This window comes from Paenibacillus sp. Y5S-9 (assembly GCF_036894235.1).
Classification (GTDB): domain Bacteria; phylum Bacillota; class Bacilli; order Paenibacillales; family Paenibacillaceae; genus Paenibacillus.
Genome location: NZ_CP145887.1, coordinates 5,595,885 through 5,612,515, shown reverse-complemented (window position 1 = coordinate 5,612,515; position 16,631 = coordinate 5,595,885). Strand labels below are relative to the sequence as shown.

The following is a 16,631-nucleotide window of genomic DNA, read 5'->3' as shown; positions in this document are numbered from 1 at the left end:
GAAGTGAGATTCAGATCAGAATGATGCCATATGCAGAGAGATTAACTATCAAGGGGGAGTGGCGACATGCTGCAGGCATCGCCGTCATCATTTGTTATTTTGCCCGCTGTCGCCAAAATTGTCTGTGAACCGGGCTGGAAGTGGCAGAAACGGGAAAAACCGATGCAAAACTATGATTTATTTTATGTATGGAGTGGTGAAGGAACGCTTGTACTGAATGACCAGTCGTATGAAGTTGGCAAGGGTAGTTGTTTCTTGTTCAGGCCAGGAGATCATCCTACTGCAACGCATAATAAGCAAAAACCGTTGGTACTTACGTATATTCATTTTGATGTGGACGTGCCTGTTGCTGACGTTCCCCAGTCCTATCGCGAGGTACAGGAAACGGTGGAGTTTGAGCACTTGCTGGCACGGTATGTAAGACTGTTCTTATCGGATGTGTACGGACGTGATGAAGAGAGCCGATTGATTCTGAAGCAATTGATGATTCATTTGCTGCGCGCCGATACGGAAGAACCTGTGGAGAAAAAGGTAAGCAACCAGTTGTCCGATGTCATCCAGGAGGTCGCCAATTATGTGCGTCAGCATCCGGGGATTACGCATCGGGTGGAAGATCTGGCTGCCCGGGCCGGCTTATCGCCCCGATACTTCTCGATCAAGTTCAAGGAACTGGTGGGATCATCAGTCCAATCTTATATTATCCGCATGCGTATTGAACGGGCGGAACATCTGCTGGTGCATACCGGCATGAATGTGACCGAAGTGGCGGATGCTCTGGGCTACCGGGATATTTTCTTCTTCAGTCGTCAGTTCAAGCAGTATACAGGCAAGAGCCCGTCCGAGATTCGTTAAAATTCTGATGAGAAAAACATGACACCGTTTCAAGTCTGGAACGCAAGGGTAATTATCTAGCATTCCAGATGACCAAAAGGGGGAACTTGTGATGAACGGAAAACGTCGGGTCCGCAACCGGGGATGCTCTACGAAGGGATGCAATATTTTCCGGAACCGTCTGCGTCGTTTCAAACCGGCAGAAGACTTGCAAGATGTGTGGTTTTGAGGAGAACTCAGTAGACCAATAACGACGGAGCGAAGCTTCGTATTGCATGTATACATGGATGAATATGAAGGCATAAAGAGGATGGCGCAATACCTGGTTACAGGTGCTGCGCCATCCTCTTTATTTGCGTATGGACTCATTAGTTCTTCGGTTTCAAACGACCAAGCAATGCACCCATTTTGACCGAATCGCCTGGCTGTAAGCCCGGGTTTGGTTCGAATGTGCCACTTTGCGTCAGCAGAACAACGGTGGAACCGAATTCAAAATAGGCCAGATCATCGCCTTGTGCCCAGGTACTTGTGTCCGTATCAGCATATTGTATGCTACTCACGTTCATCGCACCTACTTTGACAACCGCCACTTCACCGTAATCGTGTGCGATATACGTAATGAGCCGTTCGTTTCGACTAAGCACGGATCTCATATGGGTCAGGCCAAAGTCATTCACGGGATAAACTTTGCCTTTGATGTGTTCGCTCTCTATTTTGCGACCGCTGACAGGTGCATGAATGCGGTGATAGTCGCGAGGGCTGAGATAGAGGACGAACCCGTACCCGTGCTTGTACTTCTCCAGATGGGGAGAATGGTTTAATAATTCAGCAAGTGTATAATTTTGTCCCTTAACATTCAGGAGTGTTCCTGCAGATATTGGACCGGCTGCCGTAATCTTGGCATCTACCGGGCTGATCAGTGCATGCTCTGAAAGTTCCAACGGGCGCATGCCCGGCTTTAATTTGCGGGTAAAGAAATCGTTCAGTGAACGGTATTCCTTCCAGTCTTTCTCGGCCTCCTGAACAGGGATGTCGTAGGTCCGGACAAAATAAGGGATAAATGCCTTACTTCCCCGGCTTTTGGAGAAGGCTCCCACAGTCCGGGAGATCCATTTGCGCGAAGAAAGCTCGGTCATTAATCGCAACAGCGTTTTTGCCATGAATATCCCCCTTAGGGTTAATGCGAACTTCAAGGCCGGCAAGACCGGCCGTTCTGCATAATATTGACACAGAATGCACACGAAATCAATATAGTCTCCTATCGTATGTCTGCGGTTGTCTCGGAATCCTCGAATTCTGTTCCAGCAGCAGACGCCCATAAGCCATCGGTTTGCTGTACGTTGCCTTCCAGTGTTCCGACATTCCCGCCTTGCGAAAACCGTAACGCTGATCCCGTCCATTGCATTCAATAAAATAGATTTGGCCGCTGCGCGTTATCCCGAGATCAAGGCCCAGATCAGCCAGATGTGGCAGACTGGTCGCCAGGTTCTGGGCAATTTGAAGTGCAACGAGTCCGATTCTGTATTCCAGTCGAGCCAGGTCAAAGCCAGATTCTTCTAATCCAAGGGCCTCTGCGAGCTTCATGACTTTACCGCCCTGGGCGATGTTGGTGACAAACGTATGGGCAGGAGCGGCTTTGGCAAACATGCCTGTTATTCCCCAAAGACCATCGCTGCCACGTTGTACAGATACCCGCAGATCTACCGGCCTGCCCTCATAACGTACCAGTGGGATACGCTCTTCAATGAGGTAGGCATGGCGAAAGATCCGCCTTAGGGTGGCGGAAGGAAGCTGTCCTTTGCTCAATCGGAAGGTAGCCCACCCTTTGCGTGCAGCCTTCGTCTCACAGGTTAGTTTCCACTGTCCATCTCGCTCAAAGACTCGCATAATCCCATGACCGATGCTACCGCTGCATGGTTTGATGACGAGGTCATCATATTGTTCCATCATATAGGCCAGAGACTCTGGCGTAGCTTTAACTGCGTGGGGCAGGTGTTCTCGCAAGGCGAGGTCCTGATGAAGCATGTCATGAATGTGATCTTTACGGTACCGGTTGCGAACATTAAATACCTGGATACCCTGCAACATCAGCTTGGTAATCTGATGCTGTTCCGTCCGGCGAAGTTGGAGTGATCGGTTATGAATGACGGAGGGCAGTGGCATGCGCTCGCGAACATATCTGCCTTCTTTTTTTACATAGGCAAGACAAGTCTTTTGATCCGAATCAATATCTTCCAGCCTCAAAAAGCAGGGGGTTAATCCATAACTGGCCGCTGCCTGTTCATAATTCGCGAGTGATTCCTGACCGGTCCTTCCGGCCGGTATCCCCCGGTACATGCGTGAATCGAACATAATGCCGATCGTTTCTTGGAGCATGACCGTTCCTCCTTCGATGTTATCGCGACCATGGATCGTCCATTCATGGAATGCCGGCCTGTCACCGCATGGCTCAGACATCGCGATAACGCAGACCGGTGTGTAAGATGCATCGCCAAGCACTAGTGCTTGCTCAGGGCGTGTCTAAAACTCCGAAGGAAGCAGGTTTTGCCGAATTTCCGTTCCAAGCAAGGAAGTTTTCCGCAGGCGTGCCGGGGCACGTCGAGGGAAAGTGACGTAGCAGAGGGCGAAAAGACGGTGAAAGATGCACTTCAGCGAGTTTTCAGACACGACCTAGATATAATATCCTATGACATGACTGGGACGGGGGCGTGGACAGCCGCCTTTCATCTGCAGCCCTGACACGCCTATTTCCACAAAGATCATCGAACCTTCCTGTCTTGACGTCTGTACATTCGTGCTCTGGAATCCGCAAAAGTCATAAATGAAGTGGCAGATGCCCATATGGAAGCATATGATGCCGGAGACGAACGTTAGAGGAAGGAGCAAGCTGCATGAGTAAAAATGGCAAAAAGAAGGTTCCGACGCCGAAACTGCGGCATGTGAGCCCGAAATTCAAGGAATTGGAACTGACTGATCGCCGGGCAGACAAGATGAACTCAGGTTTCACTGTGAATAGGGAAGAACGTTTGAATACGAATAAAAGGGATTCGAGGGCTGTTCAGGAGTCGGAAGAATTTCTATTTGAATCAACAGAGCTACCTGCTTCAACAAACGAGCTGGAAGAGATAGAGATCGAAGCCAAAATCAAGCCGGAACCCGTAGAGTCTGATAGCAAGGAAGTTGAGACACAAGATAGTTCGGAAAAGCAGATTCAGGTTAGCAGCTTGGCTACGCTTGCTCTGGAAGAAGAGCAGGACATCAACAAGCAGGAGTTAGCAAGCAAGGACCGGCTGCAGATCCTGAACCAAAATCAGATGCCGGGTCATACCGGACACTACATCTACACGGACGACTTGAGTGAATTTGCTGTTACGGAGAGCAAGTTGGCTCCTTTCTCTGTGGATGCCTCCAAGCTGAAACCGGATGCGGTCGGCAGTGAAGCATTGCAGGATTATGCGGTGACCAGCATTCACATTGCAGACGGGGCCATTGTTTCGGCGAAACTTGCGGAAGCGTCTGTATCTGAGGAACACCTGATAGACGGCTCTGTGTCTGGTCATAAAATAAGAAATGCTTCGATTGCCGGTGAGAAAATCAGAGATGGCAGTATTACTTCTCAGAAGCTTGGCAACCAGGTCATCGATTCGACCAAAATTGCCGACGGTTCCATCGGCACAAGACACCTCAGCCGCATGCTGGTAACGGAAGAATTAATCAAGAATCATGCCGTAACTGGAGACAAGATTGCGATTAGCGGGGTGGATACAAGACATCTCACGGGGGGAGCTGTGAATACCTCCAAACTGGCTGACGATGCAGTGACTACATCCAAAATTCGGGAAGCTGCTGTCACAGGCAGCAAAATCGAAGAACTATCCATCGAGTCTCACCATATTCAGGCAGGTGCTGTTAAACAGACACATCTGGCAGAAGGGTCTGTCGGTCGTTCACAACTTTTAAATGGCAGTATTGGAAGTGACCAGATAGAGGATGGATCCATACAAACAAGACATTTAGCTGAGGGTTCACTAAGTGGAAGACATCTCTTGGATGGCTCAATCGGATCAAGTCAGATTCGCGCTCATTCCGTTGGCAAGGAGCAGATAGGCAATGGAGAAGTGGGCAGTGAGCATTTGACGGAAGGTGCAGTAACCAGCAGCAAACTGGCAGACCAGTCTGTGGGAACAGCAAAATTGCTGGAGCAGTCCATTACGTCATCCAAGATCTCTGATCAGAGCGTTATTTCTTCCAAAATTGCGGATGAAGCCGTACAAGGTAAACATCTTGCCAAAGGGTCCATTCGTGCGGAACATATCGCGAATCGGGGAATCACACCGGTACATGTGGACAATTCTGCAATTCACTCCATTCACATTGCAAGTGGAAGCATCGAGGCAACTCATCTATCTGCCGGAAGTGTGTCCGGAGACGCTCTTGCAGACGACGTGGTGTGTGAGCGGCATCTTGCAGAGGCGGCCGTGGGTAGTTATGAATTACAGGATGCTGCCGTCACAGACGTTAAACTCGCGGATGGAAGTGTGACAACAGAAAAGCTTGGAACGGCATCGGTGAGTAGCAGAGCGCTTGCCCCGGGAAGTGTTATATCCTCGCATCTTGCGAGTGGTGGAGTCACAGGTACACATCTGGCTCCAGGCAGCGTGGGTTCCGAGGCCCTGAGACCTTATGCAGTGAAATCGGAACACCTGACAGAACATGCCGTAGGTGTACCTCATCTTCAGCCGGGTAGTGTTGAAACGGATGCGATTGCACGGGCTGCGGTCACAACTGACAAATTGGCTATTGATAGTGTAACTTCAGCCCAGTTGGCTGGCGGGTCCATTTTTCCGCCTCATCTAACAGATCATGCAGTTACCTCCCCCAAGCTTTCACCAGAGAGTGTTGCCACAGATAAACTGGCGGATTTTGCTGTCACGTCAGCTAAACTGGCAGACGGCAGCGTGACTTCTTCCAAGATTATGGCAGAGAGCATTAACGCCAAACATATTCCAGCAGGAACCATTCGTGGGTATCACCTGAAGCAGCATGCCGTTTCACTGGAACATTTGTCGGAAGAAATACGCTCGCCGGAATTATTCGCTGATGGCAGTATTACGGGCAACAAACTTCGGCATGGTTCCGTAAGTGCAGACCATTTGACAGCAGACTCGGTATCCGGGACAGAGCTACAACAGGCTGCTGTAGGTAGCGAGCACTTGCAGCCATCCGTTGTACAATCGGTCCATCTGGCTGAAGGCAGCGTGAAATCGGAACATTTGGGAACTCAAGTAGTGAACTCACAACATCTGAAGCCGGACATCATTCATGAGGAGCATATTGCTGAACAGGTGGTCACGTCCCACCACTTGGCACCTGGATCTGTGGAAACAGACCATCTGGCACCTTTATCGATTACAGCGGCTCATCTTCAGCCAGGTTTGATCAGTGGTTTGCATCTTCAGGCAGAGTCGACAAGTGCTGTTCACCTGCAGCAAGGAGCTGTACATTCCCGTCATATTCAAGATGGTGAAATTCTTCCTCATCATATCCATGAACGCAGCATCGGAACGATGCATCTGGAAGAAGAAGCGGTAAGTACGATTATTTTGCAGGACGAATCTGTCACACGCTCCAAAGTGGCGAGTGGTAGTGTAGATGGCAGCAAATTAGCTGCAGGGGCAGTATCGGCTGCCCACATTGCCAACGAAAGTGTGGAAACCCGTCATATCCAAGAAGGAGCGATCCTTGCTGAACATATTCAAGAGTGCAGTATTGGCTCCATTCATCTGGATGAGGACTCCGTAAGTGCGGTTCATTTGAAAAATGGATCTGTAACAAGTGCCAAACTGGCGGATGGCAGTATAAACGGCAGCAAATTGCTTGAAGGAACCGTATCGGGGATTCATATTGCGTCCGAAAGCGTGCAATCCGAGCATATTCAGGCAGACGCCATTCATGCTGACCATATTCAGGAGCGGAGCATCGGCACAATCCATCTGGAAGATGAAGCAGTAAGTGCGATTCACCTGCAAAATGGGTCTGTCATCAGTGCCAAACTGGCCGACGGCAGTGTAACCGGCAGCAAGTTGATCGAAGATGCGGTGTCGGGAATCCATATCGCCTCTGAAAGTGTGCAATCCCGCCATATCCAGGCAGGAGTAATCCTTGCTGACCATATTCAGGAGCACAGTATTGGCATGCTTCACTTGGAACAGGAAGCAGTAAGTGCCATTCATCTGCAAAATGGATCTGTGACAAGTACCAAGTTGGCCGACGGCAGTGTAACCGGCAGCAAGTTGCTTGAAGGAGCAGTATCGGATATCCACATTGCAGACGATAGTGTGCAATCCCGTCATATTCAAGAGGGAACAATCCTTGCTGATCATATTCAAGAGCGGAGTATCGGCACAGCACATTTGGAAGAGGAATCGGTAAGTGCCATTCATTTGCAAAATGGATCTGTAACGAGTGCCAAACTGGCGGATGGCAGTATAACGGGCAGCAAGTTACTCGAAGGTACCGTATCCGGGATTCATATCGCATCGGAAAGTGTGCAATCCGGGCATATTCAGGCAGGAGCTATTCAGGCTGGTCATATTCAGGAGCGAAGCATCGGCACAGCCCATCTGGAAGAGGAAGCAGTAAGTGCGGTTCATCTGCAAAATGGGTCCGTAACAAGTGCCAAATTGGCTGACGGTAGCATTAGCGGCAGTAAATTGCTCGAAGATACTATATTGGGGAGCCATATCGCATCGGAAAGTGTGCAAACTCGCCATATCCAGGCAGGAGCGATCCTTGCTGATCATATTCTGGAGCATAGCATCGGTACGTCCCATCTGGAGGAGGAAGTAATAAGCGCGATTCATCTGCAAGATGGGGCCGTAACGGGTGCCAAACTGGCGGATGGCAGTGTGAGCAGTAGCAAACTGCTTGAAGATGCGGTGTCGGATATCCATATTGCCAATGGAAGTGTGCAATCCCGTCATATCCAAGAGAGAGCCATACATGCTGACCATATTCAAGAGCGAAGCATTGGGATCTCCCACCTCAAAGCGGAATCGGTAAGTGCGATTCACCTGCACAATGGTTCCATTACAAGTGCCAAGATGGCTGACGGCAGTGTAAACGGAAATAAATTGCTTGAAGGTGCGGTATCGGCTATCCACATAGCAGACAAAAGTGTGCAAACTCGTCATATTCAGGATGGAACCATTCTTGCTGATCATATTCAGGAACGCAGTATTCGCACAATCCATCTGGAAGAGGAAGCAGTAAGCGGGGTTCATCTGCAAAATGGGTCTGTCACCAGTGCCAAATTGGCCGATGGCAGCGTGAACGGCAGCAAACTGAGTGAGCAGAGTATTACCTCTAATCATTTGAATGCGGGGATTGTAGGTCCAGCGCATCTGAGCGAAGAGATATGGAATGCGATCCGTCAGTTCAGTGGAGAAACGCTGGAGCAACTGGCAGCTATCAAAAGACAAGAAGGATTGCTTCAACCAGAAAATGAAGGTGTACAGCAATCACAGCAGGTAATCGTCGAGGCATTACCGAGTACTGATCTGGAGCAACAACAAGAGCTGATATCCGAAACAGATCAGCTTGGTGAACTACCGGCAGCTTTGTTCACGACGGAGCAGGCAGATGAGGCAGATCAGGCTCAGCAACCACAGCTTGAACAGTCACAGGAGATCGCTGGAACTACGGAGTTTATGTTGAGTGAACAATCGATTAAACAGGAACATCTCTGTGATGATGCCGTGGGCAGCAGCCAGTTGCAATCGGGGGCAGTTCAGGCCAAACATCTGGCCTTCCAACCCGTTCGCAGCGTAAGCAAACAACCGGTTGTACAACAATTCGGGATGGAAGCTTTTGTACTGCCAGAGAGTGAAGTAAGCACAGAGGTAACGGTTGTTTTTGAAGAGTCATTTGCTTCAGAACATTATGTGATTGTGGGCATGAGCAATGATCGGGGATTCCAGATTTCCCTGCTCTCACAGAGTGAGGACGAAGCGGTGCTTGAGGTGTCACGTACGGCAGATTGCAAGCATACGTACGGGTTGTTGTCATGGATTGCTGCGGGACCTTCGCAAGGATAGTGCCGATTGTTGTATCCGTAATACACAAATGACAAAAGCGGTGTCCAGAGTTGTCCGGGACACCGCTTTTGGTTGATATAAGCTTAATCCGTTCGGACGGTGAGGGGTGTCTGAACGTTTCGTTACCATTATGATGAGTACATTATAAGTTCAACCACAATAAAATAAGATTTTACAGGCCTACAGCTTGATATGCTTTGGTAATAGCAGTAGCTTCAGCGGAAGTTGCTCCGTACAGATCTTTGGCTGCTTGAATGGTAGCTGTTTTGGCAGCGGCAAATTTGGACGTTGGTGTCAGGTAGTTCACCAGTGTGCTGTAGAAAATCTGGATCGCTTTATCCCGGCCGATTCCGGTAACAGTCACACCATTATGTGTTCCGCCTTGAGCAGCAAGGTAGTAAGCTTTATTGATGATACCACTGTTGATATGGACACCGCCGTTGTCCTGTGTGCCTGTGTAGCGATCGCTGTATTTGTCAGGTTGACCATACAATGTAGGGTTGGAGAGGGAGCGCAGCGCATCTCCTGGAATGTTAGGTGTGTAGATATCATCACCGAGCAGCCAGTTTTTGCTTTGGATCGTATTACCGAAAATATCGGCAAAGGCTTCATTGAGTGCACCTGGTTCATTGCGATATTCCAGATTGGCTGTATATTCAATAACACCGTGTGTCAATTCATGGCCCACAACATCCAGATCACCAGACAGGGATCGGAACGTCGTTCCATCTCCGTCACCAAAGACAATCTGTGCCCCGTTCCAAAAGGCATTATTGTAATTGGAGCCGTAGTGCACGGTTGATCTGATCAACAATCCGTTACCATTAATACCGTTACGGTTGAATTTGTTTTTGTAGAAATCATACGTAGCAGCTGCATGAGCGTGAGCATCTACACCTGCACGATCGGTCCATACATTATCCGAATCCGTGAGCAAGGTACCAGGCAGTGAGGAGCCATTGTTCGCCGTGTACGTTTGGATGCCATTGCCGCGAGTGGTGTCTTTCAGTTGGAAGGTGCTTCCGGATTGGGTGGTTGTCAGGGTTTTGGTATCTCCAAGCACACCTGTACCTGTTCCAGTGGCAAAGTTAATGAGGTCAAACTGGGATACGATACTGCCATCCACTGCGTTAATGAAATATTTGGTCCGTAGAGGGGCAGGTTCCAGTACGTTTACTTCCGTAATGTAAACCAGATACGTCTGACCATCTTCTTCATGATGATAGATGTTCAATTCAGCTTGAGGTGTGATTTCCGCGGCACCAAGTTCTCCAATCCGGGAAGTTGCTTCTTCGGTTGCAATACGGATCGCGTCTTCTCCGCTGATCTCGGCTACACCATCATTCGGAATGGCCTGCTCTTCAATCGGTGGAAGATCGCCAAGTGCGGAACTCACGGCTCCGGTTTTGTCCAGGTGCACCGTCTGTTCTGCACCATATACCGGGATACCTTTAATATACTGTTTCAGGCGGAAGTGTCTTACGCCAGATGTATCTGTGTTTCTTTTGACAATTTTGAGCTGGGATTTCACATCGGAATTCAGGAATTGTTCCTGCTGTCCAAGATAATTAAAGATGGTGTCATCTGTTCCACTGTTCAATGGAATACCCTCCTCAGAGGCATAAGGGGCCTGAAGTGGAATGGATTGATCAGACACTGGAGCTGCAGTAGCAGAGGATACGGAAGCGAGCAAAAGAGCTCCTCCAAGAATTGTTGGCATAACTTTGGCAAATTTCATAGTAAACTCTCCCATTCTTATACTTATTTTTTGGTTGGAAAATGTTCATGCCAGTCTCGGTTGGAATTCCGTCTGCAACTTGGGCAGCGCGGAGCGTGGGGCTGAACCTGAAGCGTGGAATGAGACAAGAAACGATTGGAACAAAATCGGCTTGGCCTTAGCTCGGGAAGTGTTAAGCACAACACCAAACGAAAAGGATAACCGTTTATTCAGTTCAACCCGAAGGTTTAATCGTCTATTGTGTTCCTCTTTCAGAAAGCCGGGGGTTGTCCAATTGCGCAGGTAGAAGATACGTTCACGGAAAACTGGGGTGTTCAATCCGGGTTTGCGTAAATGACAAAGGCAGTGTGTTCTGAACGGCATCACTCCTCTCAAGAGTAAAATGTATCTGCTTAACAGGTTCTGTGAATGAGGTCATAATCTAATTAACCTAAGGTCAATAAATGATTTAAAAAATGAATGAGAACTTATGTTCACAACAAGGTTATTTTTGTAAATAAAACTGCTTGGAACGTATATTATCACAATGTAAAACTTTGGAAAAGATACAAATTTAGATTTTTGCTAAAATTGTGTCTGAAGTAGGGGAGAGGTAGCGTTTTTCACATATTTTGGCGTATTTTGTCTAAAAGCAAGGCCTGTACTCTCGTGTTTACAGGGAGAACCTGCTTAGTGCAAGGACAAACGCCGTTTCCACTGCTCCACGAATACATAGAATAACGTGTACTCCCTTGGCATGCCGATGATCGAATGCGGGAGGTGAAACTGTTGCGCAAAACCCGTACTACAGCACGTTATGCAACTCGATCCAATGTGACACGAAGAAAAACGGTGCTGAAGAAACGAAGATGGAAGTCTGGACACAAAAAGGGTACAAAGGCCTATACGTTCGTTATTCCATCCAAACAGCTGATGTCACAGGCTAAGGATGGAGTAGAGAATGGAGCGGAAAATGGCATGAGTGATGCTCCTTCACACAGGGATGTTTCTCAGCGACCGATCCTCTCGGTCATTATCCCTGCTATGAATGAGGAGAAAAGGATTGGTGCAGTTGTTCGTGAAGCGCGGCGGATATGCCGTGATGCTGAAGTGCTTGTCATTGTGAATGGTTCAACAGACGGTACGGCTAGCGCAGCCAAAAGGGCTGGAGCACGAGTGCTCACGTATGCAGAAGCGCTAGGGCATGATGGAGGACGAAAAGTAGGAGCAGCGGAGGCGCGTGGTCAGGTGTTGCTATTTACTGATGCCGATATCGCAATTCCCGCAGAGCATCTTGCACCTTACGTGAAGGCTGTGCTGAAGGGAACGGATGTGGCACTTAACGACTACCATGGGCCGGTCACTCATCATCCTGTTCATCCGGTAGTGGAGGCCAAACACATGTTAAACAGCATACTCGCAAGATCCGATCTCCGGGGGGCATCCATGACAGCTATTCCACATGCAATAAGCCGAAAAGGACTTGAGGTCATGGGCATATCCTCACTGGAAGTTCCGCCACTCGCACAAGCGAAGGCAGTGATCGGCGGACTTCGGGTACGCGCTGTTCATCACGTACCTGTGGGTAGAATGAATGCAGTGCGAATCAAGAAGCGAAGCGGACCTGATCCGCTCAGTCAAGTGGTACTGAATGATCATATGGCAGCGATTAAGTGGATTACGGATACGCTCGGTCCCCGCGGAGGTTATACCGATCTGAAACGTGTTCGCAACCTGGCGAGGTAAGCATGTCGCATCGGATGATGCAGCATGCTGGAGGTGAGGAAATGAAGGGACGTTCAGGGGTTGTCCGCCGCAGGCGGACAACAAGTAGACAAATGACAGCAGGAAGAACAGTAATGAACAAGCGTCATAGGAACAAGAAACATGTAGATATTCAAAAAAAAAGAAGAAGCCGAGCAAAGTCTGGCCAAGTAGATCTGCACTTGATGTGGAAAGCGGGGCAAGTTGCAGGAAGCGAGGCAAAGGCGAACAACACAGTATCAGAAGAACATGCACGTCTCGTATGGAATGCACACGCGGCGAACGTTGGGGAGCTAAGCAACTTCGAGCTAGCTCTGAAGGCAGGTAAGGCATTTATGCAGGGTTATGCTCAGGCCTCGGGACATTCATTCCAGATCGTGCCGCTACCCCTTCGTCATTCGGCTGCTGCCGTTGTCTGTGCCTGTAATGAGGAACATACACTGGGGCAGGTGTTATTGCAACTAAAGCGGTTGCCTCTGACGGATATTATTGTGGTACTGAATGGAACGACAGATGACAGTTTGAAGCAGGTACTAGGGCAGCCGGGACTTACAGTAATCTATGAACCGGATCGGGCAGGACATGATGTGGGCCGGGCACTTGGAGCCAAGATGACGGATGCGGAGACGGTACTTTTTGTGGATGGAGATATGGTCGTCTCGGCTGAACAGCTTGCACCCTTTCTGTTCGCGGTTGATCGGGGACAGGATGTGGCGTTGAATAATCTGACGTCTTTGCTTCCTGCGTTTGCAGGGCAGGATGAGGTAAGCCGGATCAAAGCATATCTGAACCGAACATTAGGCAGGTCAGATCTTGGTTCCAATTCCATGACAGCCGTGCCTCATGCATTATCTCGTCGTATGATTCAGACCGTGAAGTCAGCATCACTGGCCGTTCCACCTAAGGCACAAAGTCTGGCTATTCAGCATGGAATGAACGTCTCGGCACCAAGTCAGGTGGATGTTATTCGTTCCAATCGGTTGCGTCCTGGTAACACGGGAAGTGGGAATGATGTCGCAAAATTGATCATCGGAGATCATCTGGAGGCACTGGCTACATTGCTGGGTACAGGTTGGAATCCAGCCCAGGCACATACACTCTCCCGTGTAGAAGTGGCTTACAGGAGGAACGCCTAATGACACTGACGAGTATGATTATCCCAACTTACAATGGTCTGGATCTGATCAGGCCCTGCATCGATGCCATACGTCAATACTCGGGCGATCCTGCGTCATATGAAATTATCGTGGTAGATAACGGTTCGACGGATGGAACGGCTGAATATTGTGCGCTGGAGCGAATTCGATTTGTAAGGTTCCCGGACAATCGGGGGTTTCCGGCAGCGTGTAACGCTGGACTTCGTGCAGCTTGCGGGGATGAGCTGTTGCTGTTGAACAATGATGTTACGGTCACGCCCCGGTGGCTGGAGAACCTGCGAACGGCTCTGTACAGTGACGCAAGTATTGGGATCACGGGTCCTGTTACGAATTATGCAAGCGGCATCCAGCAGATTAAACTGCAGTTTCGGGACATGGAGCATTTTCAGGAGTTGGCCAATTCCAATAATGTTGCGGATTCTTCAAGGTGGAAGGAAGTACGCCGGATCGTCGGTCTGTGCATGCTGATGAAACGAGATGTCGTGGAATCGGTTGGACTGCTTGACGAGGCATATTCTCCGGGACACTATGAGGATGACGATTATTGTTATAGAGCAAGATTGCAGGGATATCGCCTGCTGGTATGTGGAGATGTTCTCGTGCATCATCAGGGAAGTGCCAGCTTCCAGAAGACAGATCCGGTAGCGTGGAAACAGCTGCTTGAGCGTAATCGTTCGATTTTTATTAACAAATGGCATGTCGATCCGCTTGAATATATGGACATATCCGATGAAGGAGGGAACGTGGAATGAAAGGTGTAATTCTTGCCGGCGGAACAGGAACTAGACTGTATCCGCTGACCCGGCTCATTAACAAACATCTGCTTCCAGTCGGTAAACATCCGATGATTATGTATGGCATCGACAGGCTCCGCCAGGCAGGCATTGATGAACTATTGATTGTGATCAACAAACATTCCGCCGGGTTATATACAGAGTATCTTGGTGGCGGAGCGGATCATGGGGTCAAGTTGACTTATCGCATTCAGGAAAAGGCAGGCGGGATTGCGGAAGCGTTGGATCTGGCAACTTCCTTTATTCTTCCTGGCGAAAAATTTGTAGTGCTTCTCGGTGATAATCTCTTCAGCGATGATCTGAAGCCTTATGTGGACCGTTACATGCAGCAACCTGCTGGTACAGCGCGAGTTCTGCTCAAAGAGGTGGATGATGCACGACGTTACGGGGTGCCTGTTTTTGATCCAAAGCATCCAGAGCGAATCTCGTACATTGAGGAGAAGCCAAGCCAGCCGAAAACCTCTTATTGTGTGACGGGCATATACATGTATGACGATCATGTATTTAACCTGATTCGCAACATTGCGCCGTCTGCGCGCGGAGAACTTGAAATTACGGATGTGAATAATCACTACGCATCTGCTGGCGGACTGGAATACGACATTTTGCAGAAATACTGGAGTGATGCAGGTACATTTGAGTCCCTCCAGGAAGCAGCTGTCCGCATGAAAGGACAATTGCCCTAGAATATATGCGACTGATGCTGCCGCTGTGCGGTGCCCCATGGGAGCAGAACACTCTGCGCCGGAGCTGGAAGGATGCTCCGGCGCTTTGCGCAGCGACAATTCTCGTGCATGCCAAAGGAGGGAATGGCGTGAGAGTAGTGACACGCACCGGGGCCGCTAGGGCCACCGTGTCGGGTAAGCCCCGGGGCATCCACCCGACCGTATTTATGGGCAGTGGCACTCCGGCAGCAGCAGATACAGGGTCTGCTGGAGTCAGAGGTGTGAAGTCAGGGAAACGTAGTACCCTGACCAAAGCGGGTACATCTGCAGGCGCAGCGCATAAGGTCCGTGCAGGCAAAGCGAGCAGCACAGGCAGTGTTGTTGGCAGAGCAGGCAAAGCTGGCTCTGCGAGCGCGAGCAAAGCGGCAAGAGCCAGCCGCACCGGCAAAGGCAAAGCCGGTCTGCGCAAGGCCACTGCTTGGCGCAGGCCTGCATCAGCGCGGGGCCGGCGTGCCGCTGCCCGCGCCAAGCAGCGCACGGCGATGCGCCGTGCGCCCATGCCAGCACCGCAAGCCAGCACGCCACAGGCGATGCCTGCCAGCGGTGCTGGCCCCGCCCCGCGCCAGGCGACACACCCGAAGGGTGTCGCCCCCGCAGGGCGGGGAGGCGCTGCCGGCGCGAAGGCGGGCAGCGCGAAGGGTTTGCCGCCTCCGCCCGCGGAGCACGCAGTGCGGGCGGAGGCGGTGCCCGGCGGTTACGCCGAGGGCTACCGCGACGGCGTATTCGCCGGCGGGGAGGCGCTGGTGGCGCAGCACATCCCGCCGGATCACATTCTGCCTGCCGTGGCGGCGGCAGATCTGATCGCGGCGGGATTCCGCCAATACGCGCCCAGCCTGACCCGGCTGTCCAGCCCGCATGAGATGGCTGGACACATCACGGCGGCGCTGGATGCGCAGCGCCCCTTGTCTGTCGTTCGCCTCGGAGATGGCGAACTGCTCACGCTGGCAGCCGATACGGTGCTGCCAGGCCAGGAAGTGCAGGAGCTGGCACCGTTTCTGCCCTATGCAGGGGTGCCATGCTCAACCCCCGACATCCGCGCGATGCTTGCGGAAGCCATACAGGCCGCCGACTGGGTTGGCGTGCCGATCTCGCGGGCGCCGACATTCCAGGGGCTGTTATTCCCGGTATTGCGCTACTTCGGGATCGACTGGTCCCGGCTGAAATTGACCAGTTCCACGATCAATTACAGTCTGCATCAGTCCGGCCTGGTGTTGCCCTTGCTGCAAGGACGGCGGGTTCTGCTCATAGGTAGCCAGGCACCAGAGCTTGCGGCACTGCTGCATAACCGGGGGATTCATGTCACAGGCATCATTGGTTCTGTGGCAGGAGTTATGGATATTCCGAGGGTGATGCAGCAAACCTCAGAACATGCTTTTGATATCGCGTTGGTGGCGGCGGGAATTCCGGCGGTCATTCTGTGTCGGCGAATTGCAGGTGAACTCGGCAAGGTCGCTCTGGATTTTGGACATTTGGCTGACAAACTGGTAACAGGAGAGCTTCAACTCTAGTGGACCGTCCGGGGGCTGGTTATGTGCGTGTTGGCCTCA

At 50.6% G+C, this 16,631-nt stretch carries 10 protein-coding genes; 7 read left to right on the top strand and 3 right to left on the bottom strand.

Annotated elements, in window-relative coordinates:
• Positions 1 to 66: 66 nt before the first annotated feature.
• The gene (locus V6669_RS24715) at positions 67 to 852 is read left to right on the top strand and encodes an AraC family transcriptional regulator (RefSeq protein ID WP_036605807.1); all 786 of its coding nucleotides are present in this window, start codon (positions 67 to 69) and stop codon (positions 850 to 852) included.
• A gap of 347 nt (positions 853 to 1,199) precedes the next feature.
• Here the strand turns inward: V6669_RS24715 and asd are convergent, their stop codons facing one another.
• Together asd and V6669_RS24705 are read right to left on the bottom strand one after the other, a co-directional pair.
• Positions 1,200 to 1,991, bottom strand: coding sequence for an archaetidylserine decarboxylase (asd, locus tag V6669_RS24710; protein ID WP_047841263.1), 792 nt, complete (start codon positions 1,989 to 1,991; stop codon positions 1,200 to 1,202).
• Between the two features lie 85 nt (positions 1,992 to 2,076).
• Positions 2,077 to 3,207, bottom strand: coding sequence for a YheC/YheD family protein (locus V6669_RS24705; RefSeq protein ID WP_338588446.1), 1,131 nt, complete (start codon positions 3,205 to 3,207; stop codon positions 2,077 to 2,079).
• Between the two features lie 515 nt (positions 3,208 to 3,722).
• On the opposite strand from V6669_RS24705, the gene V6669_RS24700 reads away from it, so the two are divergent.
• On the top strand, positions 3,723 to 8,927 hold the full coding sequence (locus V6669_RS24700) for a WIAG-tail domain (protein ID WP_338588445.1): 5,205 nt from the start codon (positions 3,723 to 3,725) through the stop codon (positions 8,925 to 8,927).
• Between the two features lie 172 nt (positions 8,928 to 9,099).
• On the opposite strand, the gene V6669_RS24695 is transcribed toward V6669_RS24700, so the two are convergent.
• Positions 9,100 to 10,665, bottom strand: a complete 1,566-nt coding sequence (locus tag V6669_RS24695) for a M4 family metallopeptidase (RefSeq protein ID WP_338588444.1) — start codon at positions 10,663 to 10,665, stop codon at positions 9,100 to 9,102.
• 768 nt (positions 10,666 to 11,433) lie between these two features.
• Here V6669_RS24695 and V6669_RS24690 point away from each other — a divergent pair.
• The 5 genes from V6669_RS24690 to V6669_RS24670 are packed head-to-tail and all read left to right on the top strand — an operon-like array spanning position 11,434 to position 16,592.
• On the top strand, positions 11,434 to 12,390 hold the full coding sequence (locus V6669_RS24690; protein WP_338588443.1) for a glycosyltransferase: 957 nt from the start codon (positions 11,434 to 11,436) through the stop codon (positions 12,388 to 12,390).
• A gap of 41 nt (positions 12,391 to 12,431) precedes the next feature.
• Complete coding sequence (locus tag V6669_RS24685; RefSeq protein WP_338588442.1) at positions 12,432 to 13,544, top strand: glycosyltransferase family A protein; 1,113 nt, start codon at positions 12,432 to 12,434, stop codon at positions 13,542 to 13,544.
• On the top strand, positions 13,544 to 14,317 hold the full coding sequence (locus tag V6669_RS24680; RefSeq protein WP_338588441.1) for a glycosyltransferase family 2 protein: 774 nt from the start codon (positions 13,544 to 13,546) through the stop codon (positions 14,315 to 14,317). Before V6669_RS24685 ends, V6669_RS24680 begins: the two co-directional genes overlap by 1 nt.
• On the top strand, positions 14,314 to 15,045 hold the full coding sequence (locus V6669_RS24675; RefSeq protein ID WP_036605812.1) for a sugar phosphate nucleotidyltransferase: 732 nt from the start codon (positions 14,314 to 14,316) through the stop codon (positions 15,043 to 15,045). The genes V6669_RS24680 and V6669_RS24675 overlap by 4 nt, the downstream gene beginning before the upstream one ends.
• 5 nt (positions 15,046 to 15,050) lie before the next feature.
• Positions 15,051 to 16,592, top strand: coding sequence for a GT-D fold domain-containing glycosyltransferase (locus V6669_RS24670; RefSeq protein WP_338588440.1), 1,542 nt, complete (start codon positions 15,051 to 15,053; stop codon positions 16,590 to 16,592).
• The last annotated feature ends 39 nt before the right edge of the window (positions 16,593 to 16,631 follow it).

Bases quoted from the DNA above. Each gene is read 5' to 3' on its own strand.
- V6669_RS24670 (WP_338588440.1), top strand. From the start codon at position 15,051: ATGCGACTGATGCTGCCGCTGTGCGGTGCCCCATGGGAGCAGAACACT.
- V6669_RS24675 (WP_036605812.1), top strand. From the start codon at position 14,314: ATGAAAGGTGTAATTCTTGCCGGCGGAACAGGAACTAGACTGTATCCG.
- V6669_RS24700 (WP_338588445.1), top strand. From the start codon at position 3,723: ATGAGTAAAAATGGCAAAAAGAAGGTTCCGACGCCGAAACTGCGGCAT.
- V6669_RS24680 (WP_338588441.1), top strand. From the start codon at position 13,544: ATGACACTGACGAGTATGATTATCCCAACTTACAATGGTCTGGATCTG.
- V6669_RS24705 (WP_338588446.1), bottom strand. From the start codon at position 3,207: ATGCTCCAAGAAACGATCGGCATTATGTTCGATTCACGCATGTACCGG.
- asd (WP_047841263.1), bottom strand. From the start codon at position 1,991: ATGGCAAAAACGCTGTTGCGATTAATGACCGAGCTTTCTTCGCGCAAA.
- V6669_RS24685 (WP_338588442.1), top strand. From the start codon at position 12,432: ATGAAGGGACGTTCAGGGGTTGTCCGCCGCAGGCGGACAACAAGTAGA.
- V6669_RS24695 (WP_338588444.1), bottom strand. From the start codon at position 10,665: ATGAAATTTGCCAAAGTTATGCCAACAATTCTTGGAGGAGCTCTTTTG.
- V6669_RS24715 (WP_036605807.1), top strand. From the start codon at position 67: ATGCTGCAGGCATCGCCGTCATCATTTGTTATTTTGCCCGCTGTCGCC.